The organism is Pseudoduganella sp. GW821-FHT05F09 (assembly GCF_059419605.1).
In genome coordinates this window covers 136,350-155,948 of sequence record NZ_JBWKSD010000009.1, presented here as the reverse complement: position 1 = coordinate 155,948, position 19,599 = coordinate 136,350, and the positions used below count along the sequence as shown (strand labels likewise).

Genomic DNA, 19,599 nt, shown 5'->3' with positions numbered 1-19,599 from the left:
TGCCGGCATGACGTGATGACAGAACTGACCCCACAGGTTTAGTCGACGGCGGCCATGCGCATTTCGTCGTTGTGGTGGCGCTGCTGCTCTTCCATCACCAGCATGCCGAGTTCGCGCTTGAGGGCGTTGAATTCGGCGGCGGAGGGGTCGCGCAGGCGCGGCAGGTCGACCATGATGTCGCGCTTGACCGTGCCGGGACGGTAGGTCATCACCACGATGCGGTCGGCCATGTAGATCGCTTCTTCTATGCTGTGGGTGACGAAGATGATGGTCTTTTTCAGCTCGGCCCAGATGCGCAGCAGCTCGTCCTGCAGGTTGCGGCGCGTGAGGGCGTCCAGCGCGCCGAACGGTTCGTCCATCAGCATGATGGGCGAGTCCAGCGCGAGCACACGCGCGATCGCCACCCGCTGGCGCATGCCGCCCGACAGGTCTTTCGGGAAGCGGTGGCGGAAGTCGCTCAGCGACAGCATGTCGAGCAGCTTGGCCACCGTCTGGTCGATTTCGCCCTGGGACATGCCTTTGATCTCAAGGCCGAAGGCGATGTTCTTTTCCACCGTCATCCACGGGAACAGCGCGTATTCCTGGAACACCATGCCGCGCTCGGGGCCGGGGCCGGTCACAATGCGGCTGTCGGCCGTGATCTCGCCGCTGGACGGCGGCGAGAAGCCGGCGATGGCGTTGAGCAGCGTGGACTTGCCGCAGCCCGATGGCCCCAGCAGGCAGACGAACTGGCCCTGCGGGATTTCCAGGTTGATGTCCTTGAGCGCCACCACTTCGCGGTCGCTGCTCTTGAAGACCTTGTTCACGCCGCGCACGGTGATGTGGCTGAAGTTCTTTTCCATTTTGCTCATCTCAGTTCTCCAGGCCACGGTGCCAGCGCAGCAGGTGGTTGTTCAGTTTGTTCATGCCGATGTCGATGCAGAGCCCCAGCAGGCCGATGCTGATCATGCCGGCGATGATTTTGTCGGACCAGAAGTATTCGCGCGCTTCCAGGATGCGGAAGCCCAGGCCGTTGTTCACGGCGATCATCTCGGAGACGATCACCACGATGAAGGCGGTGCCGATGCCGATCCGCACGCCCGACAGGATGTAGGGCACGGCCGCCGGCAGCATCACGCGGATGAACATGGTGCGCTGGTTCACACCCAGGTTGCGCGCGGCGCGGATGTAGATGCCGTCCACCTGGCGCACGCCGGCGATGGTGTTCATCAGTACCGGGAAGAAGGCGCCGATGGCGATCAGGAACACGGCCGGCGCGTTGCCCAGGCCGAACCACAGGATGGACAGCGGAATGTAGGCGATGGGCGGGATGGGGCGCAGCAGCTGCATCAGCGGGTTGAACCAGGCGTAGGCGCGCTGGCTCGATCCCATCATGAGGCCCAGCGGCAGGGCCAGGCCGGCGCCGATGGCGAAGCCGACCAGCACGCGGTACATGCTGCCCAGCGTGTCCATCCACAGCTCGCCCGATACGGCCCAGGCCAGCCAGGAGCTGGCGGACCCATCGTAGGCAGTCAGCGGCAGCGCGTATTCAGCCAGTTTCTGCACCACCGCCACCGGCGACGGCAGCACCTGCGGATTGACCCAGCCCAGCATGGCGCTGGCCTGCCACAGCAGCACGACCACGGCGGGCACCACCAGCCCGGTGCCGATTTCCCGCCAATTCATTTTTTTCATGATGTCCCCGCTTTACTTGATGTTCAGGCTTTTCTTGGCTTCGTCCAGCAGGTCGGTCTTGACCCACTCGCTGGCCACCGGCGCTTTGCGCATCTTGCCCACGCCGGTCTTGGCCATCACGTCCGTGGTGATCTGGATGTGCTGCGCGGTCACGTCGTAGGTGTAGGGCGAGTTGCTGATGGCGTCCTGGAAGTCGTCGGCCGTGATCTGGCTCTTGAAGATCACTTCGCGCACGTACTTCTCGGCGGTCGGCTTGCTGTCGATGAAGGTCTTGGTGGCCTGCACGAAGCAGTTCATGAATTTGGCGGCTGTGGCGCGGCGCTCCTTGTAGAACTTCTCGCTCATCACCATGGTGCGCACCGGCTCGCCGATCGGCGTGTCGTAGGGCTTCATCACTTCCACGCCGAAGCCTTTGTTGATGGCCTGCGAGGACTGCGGTTCCGATTGCATGATGGCGTCCAGGTTCTTGCCGAGCAGGGCCTGGTTCAGGTCCGCGAAGGCCAGGAAGATCAGCTGCACGTCCTTGCCCGGCTGGTCGGAGAAGGTGATGCCGGCCTGCTGCAGTTCGGCCGCCAGCAGTACTTCATGGATGCCGCCGCGCGTGACGCCGACTTTTTTGCCCTTCAGGTCCTTGATGGATTTGATGCCGCTGTCCGGGCGCGCAACCAGGCGCGCGCCGCCTTTGGCGAAGCCGGCCACCACGTAGATCGGGGCGCCGTTGGCGCGGCCCTGGATCGCCGCTTCGGAGGCGGTGGCGCCCACGTCCAGCTCACCGGCCAGGATGGCCTGCATCACGTCCGGGCCTTTGGCGAAGGTGTGCTCTTCGACCTTGATGCCGCATTTGGGCGCGATCTCTTTGATGTACGACACGGCGCCGTAGTGCGCGAATTTGAGGTTGCCGAGGCGGACCACTTCCTGCGCGCTGGCGCTGGTGGCGGCGAATGCGGCGGCGATGGTGATAGCGAGGGGAATGATACGGGTGATGCTCATGCTCGTCTCCTAAGCGGGTTTGTTGTAGGGAGCTATTGAGCAGATTCCGTGCCAAGCGGTCTTGAAAAGACAAGTGCTTGATTTGATTCGTTTGGTGCGCTGCCGCAGAGCGGCGCGGAGGGAAGGGCGTGCGGCGGAAATCCGGAATCGGCGCCGCGCCTTGTGCGGATTCCCGCTCAAAAAAATGAGCTGCGTAGGGCGGGTTAGGCGACGCCGTAACCCGCCGGTGCCGCCGCGACGCCTGCAATGGCGGGTTACGCGGGCACAGCCCGCTAACCCGCCCTACGCGGTGGATGGCGCGGAAGGTTATGCCGGCTTGGGCGCCGAGGTTTGCGGCTCAGTCGTGGTGCCGTAGCACAGATTCGGCTCGGGCTCGGGGCGGTAGTTGTCCACCATGCGGTAGCGCGTGGCGTACCAGGCGAAGATGGCCGCCGCCAGTCCCGCGAAGGCGGCGAAGAAGTACATCTGGAAGGCCATCACGGAGAAGCCGGTGCTGGCGATGTAGGCCGATACCGCTTCGTTCTTCACGCTGGAGTTCAGGATCAGCACCCACAGGTTGCCGACCGTGACCGCCAGGTACCACAGCGACATGATGGCGCCCTTCATCGAGGACGGCGCCTGGCTGTAGGCGAATTCCAGGCCAGTGGCGGACACCAGCACTTCACCGAAGGTCAGCAGCGCGTAGGGCAGGATCTGCCACGCCATGGACACCGGCGTGCCGCCGTCCATCACCACTTGGATGGTGCCGATCACCACCCACGACAGCGCGGAGAAGAAGATGCCGGCGCCCATGCGGCGCAGCGCGGTCGGTTCGATGCCGATGGCGCGCAGGATGGGCAGCAGGGCCAGGTTGTTGAAGGGGATCAGCAGCATCACCAGCAGCGGATTGAGCGCCTGCATCTGCGCCGGCACGAAGCTGAAGCTCCAGCCCAGCAGCTCGTAGGTCGGGTGGGTCATGTCGTTGGCCTGCACGATCCAGGTGGAGGCCTTCTGGTCGAACAGGGACCAGAACGGCGTCACCAGCGCGAACACGATGAAGATGCGCAGCACGGCGCGCACGCCGTCCACGCCTTCGTCGCTATGCTTGCCGCGTGCGCGTTCCAGCTGCATGGAGGTGCCGATGCCGCCGAAGGCCAGCAGCAGTACCAGCGCGGTGCAGGCTGCGATCACGAAGCCCCACTTGGGCGTCATGGCCAGCGAGCCCAGTGCGCCGATCACGCCGATGACGGCGAAGTGCAGGCCCGCGCGCGACTTGCCCGGCGCGGTGCTGAGCAGGGCGGTTTTCGCTACGTTCATGAAGGAGTTGGGATTCGGCGCGGCCGGCGGCACGTGCACGTATTTTTTGCGGCCCAGCCACAGCACGAAGGTGGCCACGAACATCAGGATGCCGGGAATGCCGAAGGCGACGGCGCCGCCGTAGTCGCGCAGGAAGATGGGCATCAGCAGCGAGGCGAAGAAGGAGCCGAAGTTGATGCTCCAGTAGAAGGCGTCGAACACCACCTTGGCGCGGTTCTTGTTGGTCTGGTCGAACTGGTCGCCGACGAAGGAGGCCACCAGTGGCTTGATGCCGCCCGAGCCGAAGGCGATCAGCGCCAGGCCCAGATAGAAGCCTTCCAGGTTTTTCTCGAACACCGCAAGGCAGGCGTGGCCCGCGCAGTAGATCAGGCTGAACCAGAACACCGTGTTGTATTTGCCGAAGAAGCGGTCGGCCAGCCAGCCGCCCAGCAGCGGGAAGAAGTACACGCCGATCACGAAGGTGTGGAACACATGCTTCGCTTCGCTGGGGCGGTCGGCCAGCGGAATGAACAGCAGCAGGGTGCTGATCAGGAATGGGGTGAGGATGTTGCGCATGCCGTAGAAGCTGAAGCGTTCGCAGGCTTCGTTGGCGATGATGTAGGGGATTTGTCGCGGCAGTGGCCCGTTGCCCTGCTGCGCTGCGGTTTGTGTCATTGGTTCTCCCTGTTGGTCTTTGCGGGATGCTATGACGAACCGGCTGCGCTTGGCAACTGGTATATGCAAGTTGCCGTACGGTAAATAACCGAAGGTGAATTGTAGTTTGACTACTCAGTGACTTTGCCTTTAAATTGCTATCTTATTGATTTTAAAGTGTATTATGTAATTTGTTGGCTGTGGTTTGTGATTGAAAAAAACAAATACATCATGTATATTCTCTACAAACTCCCTCTATGGATACCGACATGAGCAAAGAATTGTCTCCGAACTGGTGGCGCGAAGCGATCATCTACCAGGTTTATCCGCGCAGTTTCAAAGACAGCAACGGCGACGGCGTGGGCGACCTGCCCGGCATTACCGCCAAGCTGGATTACATCGCCCAGCTGGGCGTGGACATCGTCTGGATCTCGCCCTTCTTCAAGTCGCCGATGAAGGACTTCGGCTACGACATTTCCGACTACTGCGACGTCGATCCCCTGTTCGGCACCTTGGCTGATTTCGATGCGCTGATCGCCAAGGCGCACAGCCTGGGCCTGAAAATCATGATCGACCAGGTGATGTCGCACACGGCCGAAGACCATCCGTGGTTCGCCGAGAGCCGCAAGAGCCGCGACAATCCCAAGGCCGACTGGTACGTCTGGTCCGACCCGGCGCCGGACGGCTGCCCGCCCAATAACTGGATGTCGGTGTTCGGCGGCTCGTCCTGGCAGTGGGACTCGCGCCGCAAGCAGTACTACATGCACAACTTCCTGGTCAGCCAGCCGGACCTGAACTTCCACAACCCTGAAGTGCAGCAGGCGCACCTGGACGCGCTGCGCTTCTGGCTGGAGCGCGGCGTCGACGGCGTGCGCATGGACGCCTGCAATTTCCATTTCCACGACCGTTCGCTGCGCAGCAATCCGCCGGCGCTGGTGCGCGACACCTCCACCGTGACGGACGTGAACCCTTACGGCATGCAGGCCCACATCCACGACAAGACCCAGCCTGAAAACGTGGCCTTCCTGAAGAAGCTGCGCGTGCTGCTGGACGAATACGGCGCTGTCGCCATCGGTGAAGTGGGCGCGGACGATTCGCTGGCCGTCATGGCTGAATACACCGAGGGCGGCGACAAGCTGCACATGGCCTACAGCTTCAACCTGCTCACGCCGGTGTGCTCGGCCAAGCATATCCGCTCGCAGGTGGAGCAGTTCGGCGCGCGCGTGAAGGATGGCTGGGCTTCCTGGTCGGTGGGCAACCACGATTCGATCCGCGTGATGACGCGCTGGGGCGGCGAGAACCCGTCGCCGGAAATGGCCAAGCTGGTGCTGGCCATGCAGCTGTCGCTGAAAGGCACGCCTTGCTTGTACCAGGGCGACGAGCTGGCCTTCACCGAGGCGGACGTGCCTTACGAGCTGCTGCAGGACCCTTACGGCATCACCTTCTGGCCCGAGTTCAAAGGCCGCGACGGCTGCCGCACGCCTATCGCCTGGAACAAGGACGCGAACGGCGGCTTCACCAGCGGCAAGCCCTGGCTGCCGGTGGATGAGAAGCACGTTGCCCGCGCCGCTTCGGTGCAGGAAGCCGACGCCGCGTCGCCGCTGGCGTTTGCGCGCAAGATCATCGCCTGGCGCCGCACCATGCCGCAGCTCACGCGCGGCGACATCGTCTTCTTCGACACGCCGGAGCCGGTGCTGGCATTGCGCCGCGACCTGGCCGGCGAGCGCAGCGTGCTGGCCGTGTTCAATCTGGGCAAGGAGCCGGTGACGATTTCCTTGCCGCAGGCGGCTGGCGCGGAGACGATCACCGCAACCGGCCTGCCGGGCGAGGCGGGCGCCGATGGCACCGTCAAGCTGCCGGCCTACGGTGCCTGGTTCGGCTACGCGGCCTGATGCGGGGCGGGTCCGTTGACCCGCCGGGCGCCGTCGAAACGCTTGCATGGCGGGTCAATGACCCGCCCTACAAAAGCAGGTTTTAGGGTATGCTTGCCGCCTTCCGGGGCGTTATATTCCCAACAAAATAAAATCGACGATGAGACTAGCTGAAGTTGACCAAAAATCCAGCCGCACCGCTTTCGCGGACGGTCCGCGCCTGCTGGCCGATATCGGCGCCACGCATGCGCGCTTCGCGCTGCAGACCGGCCCGTCCGAGTTCCGCGCCGTGCGCGTGCTCAAGTGCGACGACTTCACCGGCATCGTGCCGCTGCTGCGCACCTATCTGTCCGACCACGCCGACATCACGCTGAACCACGCGGCCCTGGCCGTGGCCAACCCGGTCAGCGGCGACTACGTGCGCATGACCAACCGCGACTGGGAATTCTCCACCGACGAGGTGCGCCGCGCGCTGGGCCTGCACACGCTGCTGGTGGTGAACGACTTTACCGCGCTGGCGATGTCGCTGCCCGGCCTCAAGCCGGCGGACCTGATGCAGGTGGGCGGCGGCGCCCCTGCCAGCAATTCCGTCATCGGCGTGCTGGGACCGGGCACCGGCCTGGGCGTGTCCGGCGTGATTCCGACCGTGGACGGCTTTGTCACGCTGGGCTCCGAAGGCGGCCACACCAACTTTGCGCCCGCCGACGAGCGTGAATACGCCATCCTGCAGTACGCATGGCAGACCTGGCCGCACGTATCCACCGAGCGCCTGATTTCCGGCCCCGGCATGGAAATCATCTACCGCGCCATCGCCAAGCGCAACGGCCGCAACGTGAAAGACCTGAACGCGCAGGAGATCATGGCCGGCGCGCTCACCGACAAAGACCCGCTGTGCCTGGAAGTGCTGGAGTGCTTCTGCGCCATGCTGGGCGGCGCCAGCGCCAACCTGGCGGTGACGCTGGGCGCCTTCGGCGGCATCTTCATCGGCGGCGGCATCGTGCCGCGCATGGGCGAGTGGTTCGCTAGCTCGCCGTTCCGCGCGCGCTTCGAGGCCAAGGGCCGCTTCACTACTTATCTGTCCGAGATTCCGACCTACGTCATCACCACGCCGAATCCGGCGTTCTACGGCGTGGCGACGATTTTGTCCGAACACCTGCGCGGGCGCAGCGGCGCCAACACGCTGATGGAGCGCGTGCAGCATTTGCAGCACGAGCTGACTCCGGCCGAGCAGCGCGTGGCCGCGCTGGTGCTGGAGCAGCCGCGCCTGGTGCTGAACGAACCGATCGCGGACATCGCGCGCCTGGCCGAAGTGAGCCAGCCTACCGTGATCCGCTTTTGCCGCTCGCTGGGCTTCTCCGGCCTGGCCGACTTCAAACTGAAGTTTGCCAGCAGCCTGACCGGCGCCATTCCGGTGCGCCACAGCCAGGTGCGCGTGTCCGACAGCACGCACGACTTGAGCGCCAAGGTGATCGACAACACCGTGTCGGCCATCCTGAAATTCCGCGACCAGCTGGACGTGCGTTCGCTGGACAAGGCCATCGCCCTTGTGGCCAAGGCCAAGCGCATCGAGTTCTTCGCGATGGGGAATTCGCGCGTGGTGGCGCTGGATGGCCAGCACAAATTCTTCCGCTTCCGCATTCCTACCGCAGCCTATGGTGATTCGCACCTGTTCGTGCTGGCCGCCGGCCTGCTGAAGGCGGGCGACGTGGTGATCGCCATCTCCAATTCCGGCAAGCTGCCGGAGCTGCTGGACGCGGTGGACGCGGCGCGCGCGGCCGGCGCCGACGTTATCGCCATCACCAGCAGCCAGTCGCCGCTGGCCAAGCGCGCCTCGGTGTGCCTGGCGGTGGACCATTCGGAGGACAGCACCACCTTCCTGTCCATGATCTCGCGCATTTTGCAGCTGCTGCTGATCGACATTCTGTCGGTGGGTATTTCGGTGGACGCGCAGAACGCGGAGCTGGTGCTGGAACGCAAAGCGGGCGAGGGCGTGGAAGCCGACAGCCGCCGCCTACTGATTTCCCACCTGGACAGCTGACATGAAAATCTGCGCCACCGCCATTCTTGGCTTTGTGTTCGCCCTGCCGGGCGCCGCGCAGGCCGCCGGGGCCTGCACCTTCCAGCCGCCGTCCCCGGCGCTGCAGGCGCAGGCGTATCCGCAGCAGACCTTTGTGCGCAAGAAGAACAACGGCGCCGCCGAATCCGCGCAGGTGGAGAAGGACGTGCGGCTGGAGATCCTGCATTCGCAGTGCGTGGACACGCTGGTGACGGAATATACGCTGGTGCTGCCGCGTCCCGCCGGCGCGCATGATTTGAATTATTGGCTGGACTTTGCGGCTGCGGAAATGCAGCGCCTGAAAACCAGCAAGGCGGCGCGCGACGTGCCCGGCCTGCTGGCCTTCCTGAAAAAAGCCCACGCGCTGAAGCCGGCGGCGGGCAAGCTGGCCATCTGCAAGGACGGCACCGCGCCGGTGGAAGGCGAGTGCGACTTCGAAAGCCTGGGCGGCTATATCTTCAAGGTGGACGCCACGCGCAACGCGGTGCGCATCACCATCACCGACTACGCCAGCGCCTGATCCCTGCTACTCGCTGGCCTGGCGCACCACCAGGTCCAGCAGCGTTTGCGCGCTCTGGATAGCGGAGGACGCGCGCGCGTCCTTGGCCAGCACTTCAAACGTCCCCTGCGTGAAATACAGCCCGTCCGACGCCAGGAAGCCGATGCGCAGATGGCCAGGTCCCGGCGGCGGCATGCGGCCGCCCTTGGCCGGCGTGGCCTGGCGCAGCGCCGGCTTGGCCGTTTCCACCAGCGCCTTGGCGCTGTCGGCCACCGCGTCCGGCGCGCCTTCAAACACCGCGAACTTGCCGGTCTGGTTGATGTAGCGCACGGTGCCGTCCGCGTAGGCGGCCAGCACGTCCAGGCCCTCGTCGAGCGGCACTTCCACGATCACGCCCAGCAACTCGTGCGCCGGCACGGCATGGCCGTTCTCGCGCAGCCAGTTGCAGGCCAGGATGCGCACGCGGCTTTCCTCGTCGCTGTCCTCGGCGATGGTGCGCACCACGGCGGCGTCGGCCTGCTCGCCGAACAAGGCCGTTTCCGTGCCCTGCGGCTGGTACAGCGAGGACTCGTCGCAGAACAGCAGGTTGTAGATCAGATTGAGTTCGTCCTGTTTATAGGGCGCACTGGGGACAACGGGGCCGGCTGGCGCCGCTGGGGCTTTTTTGCCAAAGAGGGCGAGTAGTTTCTTGAACATGGACGTGGACAACGGGACAGAGCTTGCATGATACGGCAATGCGCGAAAGCGGGTGGCACAAAAAAATCTTGAAATTCCAAAAAAACAGGTTAAGATATATCTTACTTCGATATATCTTATGGAGATTACCATGTTCCACTTTTTCAAAGGCCATCATCATTTCCACCCGCATATGCACGGCCACGGCCACCGCGGCGGCGGCGGGCGCGGTCCCAAGATGTTCGACTCGGGCGCCATGCGCTACGTGGTGCTGCAGCTGATTGCGGAAAAGCCGCGTCACGGCTACGAGATCATCAAGGAGCTGGAGCAGCGCACCGGCGGCAGCTACACGCCCAGCCCGGGCGCGATCTACCCGCTGATGGCAATGCTGTACGATATGGGCCATGTGTCCATCAGCCATGACGGCGCCAAGAAGCTGCACACGGTCACGCCGGACGGCCAGGCCTTCCTGGACGAAAACCGGCAGATGGTGGACGCCATGATGGCGCGCCTGAGCGAGCCGGCGGAGGCGGGCGGCGACCTGCGTTCGCTGATGCACGCGCTGAAGGAAGCGGTCATCACGCGCGCCCGCGACGGCGCGCCGAACGAAACCCGGCTGCAGCACATCCGCGCCATCCTGCGCAAAGCCGCCGACGACATCAACCAGCTGGACTGAAGGGAGCGCCTATGGCAACTGTTACACCCGTCTCGCCGGCCCGCGAACGCCTTATCCTGTGGCTGCTGGCGCTGACGCAGTTCACCGTCATCATGGACTTCATGGTGATGATGCCGCTCGCGCCGCAGCTGATGCAGGCCTTCGGCAAAACGCCGGCGGCCGTGTCGGGCGCGGTCTCGGTCTATTCCTGGTGCGCCGGCCTGTCCGGCCTGCTGGCCATGACCTATATCGACCGCTTCGACCGCAAGCGCCTGCTGCTGGCGATGTTCTTCCTGTTCACCTTGTCCAACCTGGCCTGCGCGATGGCGCCCAATTTCCATGTGCTGGTGCTGTCGCGCGCCTTTGCCGGCGTGACCGGCGGTGTGCTGGGTTCGATCTGCATGGCCATCATCGGCGACCTGGTGCCGCCCGAACGGCGCGGCGCGGCCACCGGCATCGTCATGACCTCGTTCAGCCTGGCCGCCATTGCCGGCGTGCCGGCGGGCGTGATGATGTCGGCGCACTTCGGCTGGCAGTCCGCCTTCTATCTGCTGGTGGGGCTGTCGCTGCTGATCTGGGGCGTGGCGCTGCGCGCGCTGCCGTCCATGACTTCGCACCTGAAGGCGCAGCCGGTGCCGGTGGCGCGCATCCTGCCCGAGCTGGTGGGCATGTTCCGCGTACCGGCGCACTTGAAGGCTTTCGCATTGAGCGGCATGACCATGATGTCCGGCATGCTGGTGATTCCCTTTATTTCGCCGGTGCTGGTGGCCAATTACGGCGTGCAGCCGGCGGAGATCACGTGGATCTATCTGGCCGGCGGGCTGGCCACGCTGTTCAGCGCGCGCAATATCGGCGCCTGGGCGGACCGGGCGGGCAAGCAGCGCGTGTTCCGCTACGTGGCCGGTTTTTCCATCGTGCCGCTGATGCTGATTACGCATCTGCCGCACGTGCCGCTGATCGGCCTGGTGCTGATGTTCCCGTTCTTCATGACGGCGCTGTCGGGCCGCACGGTGCCGCTGCAAGCCTTGATGACCACGGTGCCCGAGCCGTCGCGGCGCGGCGCCTTCCTGAGCGCCAACTCGGCGGTGCAGCAGATGGGGACGGGGCTGGGCGCCTTCGTCGGCGGCCTGTGGCTCAGCACCGGCGCCGGCGGGCAGATAGAAGGCTATGGCTACAACGGCTGGCTGGCCGCCGCGCTGACGATGGCGGCGATACTCTGGATAGGCCGCGTGCAAAGCGCGGTGCTTGCCCCGCCCGCCACAGTGCGCTCAGCCGCATAACAGCACCGTAGCGGCGCGATGAATCGCATTGAGTCGCGTGGTGTCGCGTAGGGCGGGTTAGGCGGCACGCCGTAACCCGCCAGCATCACTCGCCCGGCCCGCTGCGCTGCATCGGCTTTTTGTCCTTGCGCCACTGCTCCAGCGTCAGCGCCTCGCCGGAGACATCGTCATCCACCAGGATTTCGCCGTCCGCCTGCGCCACCAGGAAGCTCTCCCAGCGCTGCGCCGCGTCGCTGCTGTTCTCGACAAAGCTCAGCTGGTAATACTGCTTCCCCTTCACGGCGCGCAGCTGCGCGTCGTACTCCATCAGCGCGCCATGCGCCTTTCCGTTCGACGACTTTTCGATCCGGTCCGCCCACGCCTTCAGTTCCGGCAGCGCCATCAGCGCCGCCACCGCCTGCTCGCGGCTCAGCTTTGCGGCGGGCGCCTGCGTCCCGGCGGCGCCGCCTTGCAGCGCCACCGCGCCCGCGCTCGCCACCGTTGCCACTTGCGCGCGCGGCTGGGCCTCATGGCGCACCGAGTACACATAGTAGGCGCCCAGGGCGGCCGTAAGCAGCCCGGCCAGCGCTCCGGCAATCGCAGCGGTTTTGGAAGTGGAGGAGCGCGGTGCCATCGGATGCCAGCCTTGTCATAGAGAGAGGAAAGTTGCGGCCATACTAAACCAAAGGGTCACCAGCGGCAACCAGACCCTTTGCTCCGCCGCAAAAGCGCAAATTCCCATTGTCGTAAGCTCGTTATGTACACAGCCAAGGACGCGCACATGAACGGAGCGTATGATTCAAATGACGATCTCCGGCGCAAGCGCCGGAAAGCGATACGTTCGTTTAGCAGGAGGGACGGACTATGCAAGCATGCGAAGTCAAGGTGGTGCGGCGTGGCGACTTGGCGGCAATCAGTCTGTTGACTGTCATGCCGACGGTTTGCCTGGTGGCGTTTCAAAGCCCTGCGGCCCCGCCTGAACTCGATTTGCTGACCAAAGCCAGCCTCGCAGCCGGAACTGAATTGTTTGTCCTGTACGGCCCCCATGCAGATGTGCTGGAAGATGAGATCGACTTTGTTCTGGAGCAGGGTGAACCTTATTGGTTGAACATTTCGACGACGTCACATCAGGCCGAGTCGCCTCGGGATGTGGCGCAATTCGTTTTGCATGCGGCCCATCCTGGTGACGAGCCATTTCGCTGCTTGCTCATATTGGATGATGAGTTTGCCGTGGCGGAAGCGCTTATACACGAACTGTGTAACGAGCCACTACATTCCTGCTAACGAGCAGATCGAGTTATGGTCCCTCAACCTGCAAATTAACCGCGATGAACGATGACAAAAAAGCCCGCAAGGCGAACCTTGCGGGCTTTTTTAGCGATGAACCGGTGCGGTTCGGCGCGGAACGGCTATTACATCATGCCGTCCATGCCGCCCATGCCGCCCATACCACCCATGCCGCCCATGCCGCCGGCTGGCTTGTCTTCGGTGATTTCAGCAACCATGCAGTCGGTGGTCAGCATCAGGCCAGCGATCGACGCTGCGTTTTGCAGTGCCGAACGGGTGACTTTGGCTGGGTCCAGAACGCCCATTTCAACCATGTCGCCGTAGGTGCCGTTGGCGGCGTTGTAGCCGTGGTTGCCCGAACCGGCCAACACTGCTGCAACGACTACCGATGCTTCTTCGCCGGCGTTCTGCACGATCATGCGCAGTGGCTCTTCCATCGCGCGCAGAACGATCTTGATGCCAGCTTCCTGGTCAGGATTGTCGCCTTTGACGGTCAGTTGCGAACGGGCGCGCAGCAGGGCTACGCCGCCGCCTGGCACGATGCCTTCTTCAACCGCAGCGCGGGTGGCGTGCAGTGCATCTTCCACGCGGGCTTTTTTCTCTTTCATTTCAACTTCGGTGGCTGCACCGACTTTGATCACGGCAACGCCGCCAGCCAGCTTGGCTACGCGCTCTTGCAGTTTTTCACGGTCGTAGTCCGAGGTCGCTTCTTCGATCTGTACGCGGATCTGCTTGACGCGCGCTTCGATGTTGGAACCGTCGCCGGCGCCATCGATCACGATGGTGTTTTCCTTGCCGACTTCGATACGCTTGGCCTGGCCCAGTTCCGCCAGGGTGATTTTTTCCAGGGTCAGGCCGATTTCTTCAGCAACAACCTGGCCGCCGGTCAGGACAGCGATGTCTTCCAGCATGGCTTTGCGGCGGTCGCCGAAGCCTGGGGCTTTCACTGCGCAGGTTTTCAGGATGCCGCGGATGTTGTTCACAACCAGGGTGGCCAGCGCTTCGCCTTCGATGTCTTCTGCGATGATCAGCAGCGGACGGCCAGCTTTGGCAACTTGTTCCAGTACCGGCAGCAGGTCACGGATGTTGGAGATTTTCTTGTCGCACAGCAGGACGAATGGATTGTCCAGGATGGCAACTTGCTTCTCTTGGTTGTTGATGAAGTATGGCGACAGGTAGCCGCGGTCGAACTGCATACCTTCAACGATGTCCAGCTCGTCGTTCAGCGACTTGCCGTCTTCCACGGTGATGACGCCTTCCTTGCCCACTTTTTCCATCGCTTCAGCGATGCGCTCGCCGATCGAGTAGTCGGAGTTGGCCGAGATCGCGCCAACCTGGGCGATTTCCTTGGTGGTGGTGCATGGACGGGCCAGGATGGCGATCTGCTCGACGGTGGCAGCAACTGCCTTGTCGATGCCGCGCTTCAGGTCCATCGGGTTCATGCCGGCGGCTACGAACTTCATGCCTTCGCGCACGATGGCCTGGGCCAGCACGGTCGCGGTGGTGGTGCCGTCGCCGGCGTTGTCGCTGGTTTTGGAAGCAACTTCCTTGACCATTTGCGCGCCCATGTTCTGCAGCTTGTCTTTCAGTTCGATTTCTTTGGCGACCGATACGCCGTCCTTGGTAACGGTAGGGGCGCCGAAGGAGCGCTCCAGCACCACGTTACGGCCCTTAGGACCCAGGGTTACTTTGACTGCGTTGGCGAGGATGTTCACGCCTTCAACCATCTTGGCGCGCGCTGCGTCGCCGAATACTACGTCTTTAGCTGCCATGTTCGAATTCTCCTGTGATTACTTGTTAACAACGGCCATGATGTCTTCTTCGCGCATCACCAGCAGCTCGTCGCCGTCGACTTTGACAGCTTGGCCGGAGTATTTGCCGAACAGAACGCGGTCGCCCACTTTCACTTCCAGCGGACGCACTTTGCCGTCGTCCAGCACTTTGCCATTGCCCACAGCCAGGACTTCGCCCTGGTCTGGTTTTTCGGCGGCTGCGTCAGGAATGATCAGGCCGGATGCGGTTTTGGTTTCCTGGTCGAGACGTTTGACGATGACGCGATCGTGCAAAGGGCGAAGGTTCATACAAAACTCCTTTATCAATGGTTGTCGTGCTGAGAGGCCGCGGTCAGATATTTCTGCAGCGCAACCTCGGTATCCTTGTTAGCACTCTCGGCTAACGAGTGCCAATTATAGGGACGCTTATGCCCTATTTCAAGGCGGGTATGAACTTATTTGAATAATCGCCGGCCGTATCGCTACTGTTTGCGCCAGATCAAGGCCGATAGGATGATGCAAAAGACAAGCTTTCAAATAAATCAATGCGGCCTAGACTGAGGACGGTAGCTCAACCATTCGAGGAGACCGTCCATGCTTAAGTCCTATCTAGCCGGAATGCTGCTGGCCGCCGGCCTGCACGCGCCGGCGCAGGCCAGCGAGCCTGTGTTGCACCAGCCGCGCGGCGCGCTGGCCGCGCCTCTGGCCGCCGCGCCCGCGCTGCCGCCCGCGCCGCGTGCCACCGTGATCGAGAACGGGCGCCAGTGCACCGTCATTGACTTCGAGGGCGTCGGCAATCTGGCGGCCATCCCCGTGTTCGACGGCATCTCCTCGCCCGGCTGGCTGGGCATTATCGATGCCGACGCGGGCGGCTCCGGCAACTTCGCGCAGGAGCCGTCGCCGCAAACCATCGCCTTCTGGCTGGGCGGCAATCCCGGCTCGCGCGACATCGTCATGACCAACAAGGCCTCCAAGGTCGAGTTCTTCTATGCCTCCTTCGTCTCCGTCACCATGCAGGCGCTGGACGAGGCGGGCAATGTGCTGGCCACCTCGGTCGGCGCGCCCAATTTCAACCAGGGCACGGGCGACCCCACCGGGCAGTTCAACCGCTGGGATCCGCTGTCGGTGGAGGCGGACGGCAACAAGATCAAGACCGTGCGCGTGACTGGCAACACCAACCAGACCGGCATCGACAACCTGAAGGTGTGCAGCACCATAGGCGTGGAGGCGGTGGAAATGACGCAGGCGATCCAGCAGTACCAGGACCTGGCTGCGCTCAAGGCCAGCCTGGCGGCGAGCCGCGAGCCGCCGGTGCCCGTGGTGGCGGGCAAGACCGGCGTGCTGCGGGTCTACATGCGCAAGGTGGACGCGGTCACGCCCGTGACCATACGCCTGACGGGCCAGGTCAACCAGACCCGCACGGTGACGCTGCAGCCGCAGTGCCAGCCCGAGGACCAGCGCCGCGAGCGCAACGGCTGCAAGGCGGTGAACTTCTACTTCATTCCGCCGGAGGGCAACTGGGACGTCAACATCAAGGTGCTCGACGCCACCAGCAAGGTGCTGGAGGAGCACGACCTGCCGTTCAAGAGCCGCAAGACGGACGCGCTGACGCTGAAGGCGGTGTCGGTGTGCGACGCGAAGAACGCGGCGGGCGCCTGGCTGTGCGCGCCGGCCAATGCGCTGGCCGGCAAGACCACGGTGCTGCGCAAGATCGCGCCCACCAATTCCGTCACCTTGAACGTCACCAACAGCGTGGTGCGGCGCGATACCGCGCTCTATCCCAACGTGGTGAACTGGTGGGTGGCGGCGGCCAAGGACGCCAATGATTTGTTCGGCTTCTTCGATACGCTGGCCGGGCTGGGCGGCGAGCACCGCACCTACTTCGGCATGGTGCGTCCCGCCGTGCCGGGCGGCATAGGCGGCATTGCGCACGGCATTCCCTCGCACGCGGCGCTGGGCCGCACCAGCGCCATCCGGCTGGGCGTGGAGACGGCGCCGGAAGTGGTGGCGCACGAAACCGGCCACACCCTGGGCCTGCGCCACACCAACAACGGCGCGCCGGCCGCAGGCGCCGTGCCGGGCTGCTACAACCTGGCGGTGGACGGCGGCACCGACTGGCCGTTCGCGGACAACCGCATCCAGAGCGCGGCGCGGCTGGAAGTGGGCTTCGACGTCGGCGCGCTCAAGCCGCTGGCGCCGGAGACCACGTTCGACATCATGAGCTACTGCGTGCCGCGCTGGATTTCGCCCTTGCGCTACAAGCGCGCGTTGACGGTGCTGGGCGGCGGCAATGTGGCCGGCGCCAGCTTCGGCGCCGGCGACGAGGCGATGGCGCTGGCCTTGCCCGCTCCAGGTCCCGCGCCCGGTTCCACGCCGAACGCGCTGGTGGACGGCGTGTTCTGGACCGTGTCCGGCACCATAGAAGCTGGCGCGGCGGTTTTCGACGCGCTGTTCGACGACGCGCGCCGCGGGCCGGACGACAGCGGCGACGGCAGCCACAGTATCGAGGTGCGCAGCAGCGGCGGTGCGGTGCTGTTCACGCGCCGCTTCACGCCGGCGCAGGCGCAAACGGAAAGCAGCGGCGGCGACGATACCGGTCCGCCCACCTTCTTCGAACTGATACCGTTCAACGCGGCGGCCGCCTCCATCGCGCTGCTCGATCCGTCGGGCGCCACGCTGGGCGTGATTACGCTGGGCGGCAAGGCGCCAGCTGTGGCCATCCAGCAGCCGCTGGGCGGCACGCTGTCCGGCCTGCAGGATATCGTGTGGCAGGTCACGGACCCCGACAGCAGCAGCTTTACTTCCAAGGTCTACTACTCGGCGGACCAGGGCGCCAGCTATGCGCAGATCGGCAAGGTGGAGGGCGCGCTGGACCTGCAGGCCGACTTCGACACGCTGCCCGGCGGGAACGGCAGCGTGCTGCTGAAGGTGGTGGTGTCGGACGGCGTGAACACCGGCAGCGCGACCTCGCCGCCGCTGAGCGTGCCGAAGAAGGCGCCGCAGGATGTGGCGATACTGCAGCCGCCGGACGGCGCGGCCTTTGCGCCGCAGGCATTGGTGGAGCTGGAGGGCAGCGCCTATGACGTCGATGACGGCTTGCTGCAAGGCGCGGCCATCACCTGGACGTCCAGCCTGGACGGGGCGCTGGGCACGGGCACCGTGCTCGGCCTGACTTCGCTGCGCAGCGGCACGCACATGATCACCATGCGCGCCACCGACAAGGACGGCAACACTTCCAGCGCCATGTCCACCGTGCGCGTGGCGGGCGCCGCGCCGGGGCTGGATCTGCTGGTCGCGCCGCTCAACACCCTGCCCACGACCTGCGTGGAAGCGACCATCGTGCCGCACGCCGATCCCGGCGGAGTGGGGCTGGCGCTGGTGGAATACAGCCTGGATGCGGGCGTGAGCTGGCGCAGCGTGCCGCTGAGCCGCCTGCCGTTCAAGTTCCGCGTGCCGGGCAGCGGCTTTATCCACCTGATCGCGCGGGTCTACGACGCGGCCGGGCAGGTGACCGCGCGCGACGCCAAGTTCTTTGTCGACAGCGCCTGCGCGCAAGCCGGTCCGCCGCGCGTGGACGGCGTGCTGGCCGCGAAAGGCGCGGCCCAGCCGGGCGTGCAGTTCGTCGACGTGGCGCTGACCAACAACGGCCAGGGCGATGCGCTGCGGCTGCGGCTGGACGGCGTGGCGCCGCGCACGCTGGCCGGCGCCGGCGCGGTGAGCTACAACAGCGCGCTGTCGCCTGCGCTGCCGCTGGCCTTGCCGGATCTGGCGCCCGGCGCCTCGACCACCGTGCGGCTGTACTTCAACGTGCCGGCCGGGGGGAGCCGCTTTGCCGTGACGGAAACGGGCAGCCTGCAGGACAGTTTCGGGCGCGCTTACAAATTTGCCATCAGCCAGTCGGTCATGCCTTGAAAGGAATTGCCATGCATACCATAGTTAAAGTTGCAGCGGCCTTGCTGTTCTGCATGCAGAGCGCACTGGCCCAGCCCTTGTGGAGCGCAGCGACCGCTCCGCTGGACGGCAATATCGGCGGTCCGGCGGGCAGCACCATAGGCTGGGGCTATCAGATCGACAATCCCGATGCGGCCTTATGGCTGGTGCTGACCGGCGTCAGCGCCGATCCTTTCCTGAACGCCACGCCGCTGGCGCTGTTCGACCTGCCGGTGCTGGCGCCGGGCGCCACGCTGAGCCGGGCTTTCGACGGCGTCAACGGCCTGTACGGCCTGTACGGCCTGATATGGGACGCGTCGGCACCGGTGGGCTTCGTCAACACGGGCGCCTTCCTGCTGACGGCGGAGTGGTGGAGCGGCGATCCGCTGGCCGGCGGCGTTTTCGTGGAACTGGCCGAGAACGCCACGCTGGAGTATTCGGCCATCGTCACGCAGCAGGTGCCGGGCGAGCTGCCGGAACCGGCGCTGCCGCTGCTGATGGGGGCGGGGCTGGCGGCGGCCGCGCTGGCGCGGCGCTACCGGCGCGGCGGCACGCGCAGGTAGGCGTCCGGCGCGCTGCACAGGTCGACCAGGTGCAGCGCGCCGGCCAGGCGGTGCCGTCCGCGCGCCTGCACCGGCGTGCCGGGCTGCACCGCCAGGCCTTGCCGCACCAGCGCCTCCGGGCAGGCCGTCTCGCCTTCGCCAAGATGGTAGAGCAGCCGCACCTCCCGGCCCTGCACGCGCAGCCGCAGCGCGCAGGGCAGGTCGCGTTCGCAGCCGCGTATATTTTCCAGCACGGTGCCCTGCACCAGCGCATAGCCGTCCGGCTGCAGGCGCAGTTCGTCCTGGACGGCGGCGCGCGTATCGGCCGCCGTCCATGCCGCCAGGCACATCAATATGCGGCGCGCCACGCCTGGCATCTTTCCCATCGCCCGAGGACTCCTCCTAAATATGTGCATCATGCGCGTGTAGCTGTTGACGCGCCTTCCTTTGCCATCCTATA

17 protein-coding genes are annotated in these 19,599 nt (G+C 64.7%); 8 read left to right on the top strand and 9 right to left on the bottom strand.

Annotated features, from left to right (window positions below; translation table 11 throughout):
- Window positions 1-38 precede the first annotated feature (38 nt).
- The 4 genes from AC07S4_RS25715 to AC07S4_RS25700 all read right to left on the bottom strand — a co-directional run bounded on the left by AC07S4_RS25715 (window position 39) and on the right by AC07S4_RS25700 (window position 4,614).
- Complete coding sequence (locus AC07S4_RS25715; RefSeq protein WP_494989419.1) at window positions 39-842, bottom strand: ABC transporter ATP-binding protein; 804 nt, start codon at window positions 840-842, stop codon at window positions 39-41.
- Between the two features lie 10 nt (window positions 843-852).
- Window positions 853-1,674, bottom strand: coding sequence for an ABC transporter permease (locus AC07S4_RS25710; RefSeq protein ID WP_494989306.1), 822 nt, complete (start codon window positions 1,672-1,674; stop codon window positions 853-855).
- Between the two features lie 12 nt (window positions 1,675-1,686).
- On the bottom strand, window positions 1,687-2,664 hold the full coding sequence (locus AC07S4_RS25705) for an ABC transporter substrate-binding protein (RefSeq protein ID WP_494989305.1): 978 nt from the start codon (window positions 2,662-2,664) through the stop codon (window positions 1,687-1,689).
- A 306-nt stretch (window positions 2,665-2,970) separates the two neighbouring features.
- Window positions 2,971-4,614, bottom strand: a complete 1,644-nt coding sequence (locus AC07S4_RS25700; RefSeq protein WP_494989304.1) for a POT-type proton-dependent oligopeptide transporter — start codon at window positions 4,612-4,614, stop codon at window positions 2,971-2,973.
- Window positions 4,615-4,862: 248 nt separating this feature from the next.
- Between AC07S4_RS25700 and AC07S4_RS25695 the strand changes: the two genes are divergently transcribed.
- From AC07S4_RS25695 to AC07S4_RS25685, 3 genes are all read left to right on the top strand, one after another.
- The gene (locus AC07S4_RS25695; protein ID WP_494989303.1) at window positions 4,863-6,485 is read left to right on the top strand and encodes an alpha-glucosidase; all 1,623 of its coding nucleotides are present in this window, start codon (window positions 4,863-4,865) and stop codon (window positions 6,483-6,485) included.
- 139 nt (window positions 6,486-6,624) lie between these two features.
- Window positions 6,625-8,502, top strand: a complete 1,878-nt coding sequence (locus AC07S4_RS25690; protein ID WP_494989302.1) for a glucokinase — start codon at window positions 6,625-6,627, stop codon at window positions 8,500-8,502.
- Window position 8,503: 1 nt separating this feature from the next.
- Window positions 8,504-9,040 (top strand): hypothetical protein, encoded by a 537-nt coding sequence (locus tag AC07S4_RS25685; RefSeq protein WP_494989301.1) that lies wholly within the window; start codon window positions 8,504-8,506, stop codon window positions 9,038-9,040.
- A 6-nt stretch (window positions 9,041-9,046) separates the two neighbouring features.
- Here the strand turns inward: AC07S4_RS25685 and AC07S4_RS25680 are convergent, their stop codons facing one another.
- Window positions 9,047-9,715, bottom strand: coding sequence for a hypothetical protein (locus tag AC07S4_RS25680; RefSeq protein WP_494989300.1), 669 nt, complete (start codon window positions 9,713-9,715; stop codon window positions 9,047-9,049).
- A gap of 130 nt (window positions 9,716-9,845) precedes the next feature.
- On the opposite strand from AC07S4_RS25680, the gene AC07S4_RS25675 reads away from it, so the two are divergent.
- Both AC07S4_RS25675 and AC07S4_RS25670 read left to right on the top strand, forming a co-directional pair.
- A complete protein-coding gene (locus AC07S4_RS25675) occupies window positions 9,846-10,370 on the top strand; it encodes a PadR family transcriptional regulator (protein ID WP_494989299.1) in 525 nt (174 codons plus the stop codon).
- Between the two features lie 11 nt (window positions 10,371-10,381).
- Entirely contained in the window at window positions 10,382-11,629 is a 1,248-nt protein-coding gene (locus AC07S4_RS25670) for an MFS transporter (protein WP_494989298.1), read from the top strand.
- Window positions 11,630-11,714: 85 nt separating this feature from the next.
- Here the strand turns inward: AC07S4_RS25670 and AC07S4_RS25665 are convergent, their stop codons facing one another.
- Window positions 11,715-12,242, bottom strand: a complete 528-nt coding sequence (locus AC07S4_RS25665) for a hypothetical protein (RefSeq protein WP_494989297.1) — start codon at window positions 12,240-12,242, stop codon at window positions 11,715-11,717.
- 230 nt (window positions 12,243-12,472) lie between these two features.
- On the opposite strand from AC07S4_RS25665, the gene AC07S4_RS25660 reads away from it, so the two are divergent.
- Window positions 12,473-12,892, top strand: a complete 420-nt coding sequence (locus tag AC07S4_RS25660) for a DUF7684 family protein (RefSeq protein WP_494989296.1) — start codon at window positions 12,473-12,475, stop codon at window positions 12,890-12,892.
- Window positions 12,893-13,020: 128 nt separating this feature from the next.
- On the opposite strand, the gene groL is transcribed toward AC07S4_RS25660, so the two are convergent.
- Window positions 13,021-14,667: a chaperonin GroEL gene (gene groL / locus AC07S4_RS25655; RefSeq protein WP_161073375.1), complete on the bottom strand. Its 1,647-nt coding sequence runs from the start codon at window positions 14,665-14,667 to the stop codon at window positions 13,021-13,023.
- 18 nt (window positions 14,668-14,685) lie between these two features.
- Window positions 14,686-14,976 carry a co-chaperone GroES gene (gene groES, locus AC07S4_RS25650; protein ID WP_056393686.1) on the bottom strand — a complete coding sequence of 97 codons (291 nt, stop codon included), beginning with the start codon at window positions 14,974-14,976 and terminating at the stop codon, window positions 14,686-14,688.
- Between the two features lie 285 nt (window positions 14,977-15,261).
- Between groES and AC07S4_RS25645 the strand changes: the two genes are divergently transcribed.
- On the top strand, window positions 15,262-18,579 hold the full coding sequence (locus AC07S4_RS25645) for a hypothetical protein (RefSeq protein ID WP_494989295.1): 3,318 nt from the start codon (window positions 15,262-15,264) through the stop codon (window positions 18,577-18,579).
- 11 nt (window positions 18,580-18,590) lie between these two features.
- Window positions 18,591-19,160 (top strand): hypothetical protein, encoded by a 570-nt coding sequence (locus AC07S4_RS25640; RefSeq protein WP_494989294.1) that lies wholly within the window; start codon window positions 18,591-18,593, stop codon window positions 19,158-19,160.
- On the opposite strand, the gene AC07S4_RS25635 is transcribed toward AC07S4_RS25640, so the two are convergent.
- Complete coding sequence (locus AC07S4_RS25635; RefSeq protein WP_494989293.1) at window positions 19,133-19,525, bottom strand: hypothetical protein; 393 nt, start codon at window positions 19,523-19,525, stop codon at window positions 19,133-19,135. The two genes, AC07S4_RS25640 and AC07S4_RS25635, sit on opposite strands and share 28 nt — an antisense overlap.
- Window positions 19,526-19,599 lie beyond the last annotated feature (74 nt).

Coding starts and splice junctions, on each gene's coding strand:
- AC07S4_RS25715 (WP_494989419.1), bottom strand. CDS start 842: ATGGAAAAGAACTTCAGCCACATCACCGTGCGCGGCGTGAACAAGGTC.
- AC07S4_RS25710 (WP_494989306.1), bottom strand. CDS start 1,674: ATGAAAAAAATGAATTGGCGGGAAATCGGCACCGGGCTGGTGGTGCCC.
- AC07S4_RS25705 (WP_494989305.1), bottom strand. CDS start 2,664: ATGAGCATCACCCGTATCATTCCCCTCGCTATCACCATCGCCGCCGCA.
- AC07S4_RS25700 (WP_494989304.1), bottom strand. CDS start 4,614: ATGACACAAACCGCAGCGCAGCAGGGCAACGGGCCACTGCCGCGACAA.
- AC07S4_RS25695 (WP_494989303.1), top strand. CDS start 4,863: ATGAGCAAAGAATTGTCTCCGAACTGGTGGCGCGAAGCGATCATCTAC.
- AC07S4_RS25690 (WP_494989302.1), top strand. CDS start 6,625: ATGAGACTAGCTGAAGTTGACCAAAAATCCAGCCGCACCGCTTTCGCG.
- AC07S4_RS25685 (WP_494989301.1), top strand. CDS start 8,504: ATGAAAATCTGCGCCACCGCCATTCTTGGCTTTGTGTTCGCCCTGCCG.
- AC07S4_RS25680 (WP_494989300.1), bottom strand. CDS start 9,715: ATGTTCAAGAAACTACTCGCCCTCTTTGGCAAAAAAGCCCCAGCGGCG.
- AC07S4_RS25675 (WP_494989299.1), top strand. CDS start 9,846: ATGTTCCACTTTTTCAAAGGCCATCATCATTTCCACCCGCATATGCAC.
- AC07S4_RS25670 (WP_494989298.1), top strand. CDS start 10,382: ATGGCAACTGTTACACCCGTCTCGCCGGCCCGCGAACGCCTTATCCTG.
- AC07S4_RS25665 (WP_494989297.1), bottom strand. CDS start 12,242: ATGGCACCGCGCTCCTCCACTTCCAAAACCGCTGCGATTGCCGGAGCG.
- AC07S4_RS25660 (WP_494989296.1), top strand. CDS start 12,473: ATGCAAGCATGCGAAGTCAAGGTGGTGCGGCGTGGCGACTTGGCGGCA.
- groL (WP_161073375.1), bottom strand. CDS start 14,667: ATGGCAGCTAAAGACGTAGTATTCGGCGACGCAGCGCGCGCCAAGATG.
- groES (WP_056393686.1), bottom strand. CDS start 14,976: ATGAACCTTCGCCCTTTGCACGATCGCGTCATCGTCAAACGTCTCGAC.
- AC07S4_RS25645 (WP_494989295.1), top strand. CDS start 15,262: ATGCTTAAGTCCTATCTAGCCGGAATGCTGCTGGCCGCCGGCCTGCAC.
- AC07S4_RS25640 (WP_494989294.1), top strand. CDS start 18,591: ATGCATACCATAGTTAAAGTTGCAGCGGCCTTGCTGTTCTGCATGCAG.
- AC07S4_RS25635 (WP_494989293.1), bottom strand. CDS start 19,525: ATGGGAAAGATGCCAGGCGTGGCGCGCCGCATATTGATGTGCCTGGCG.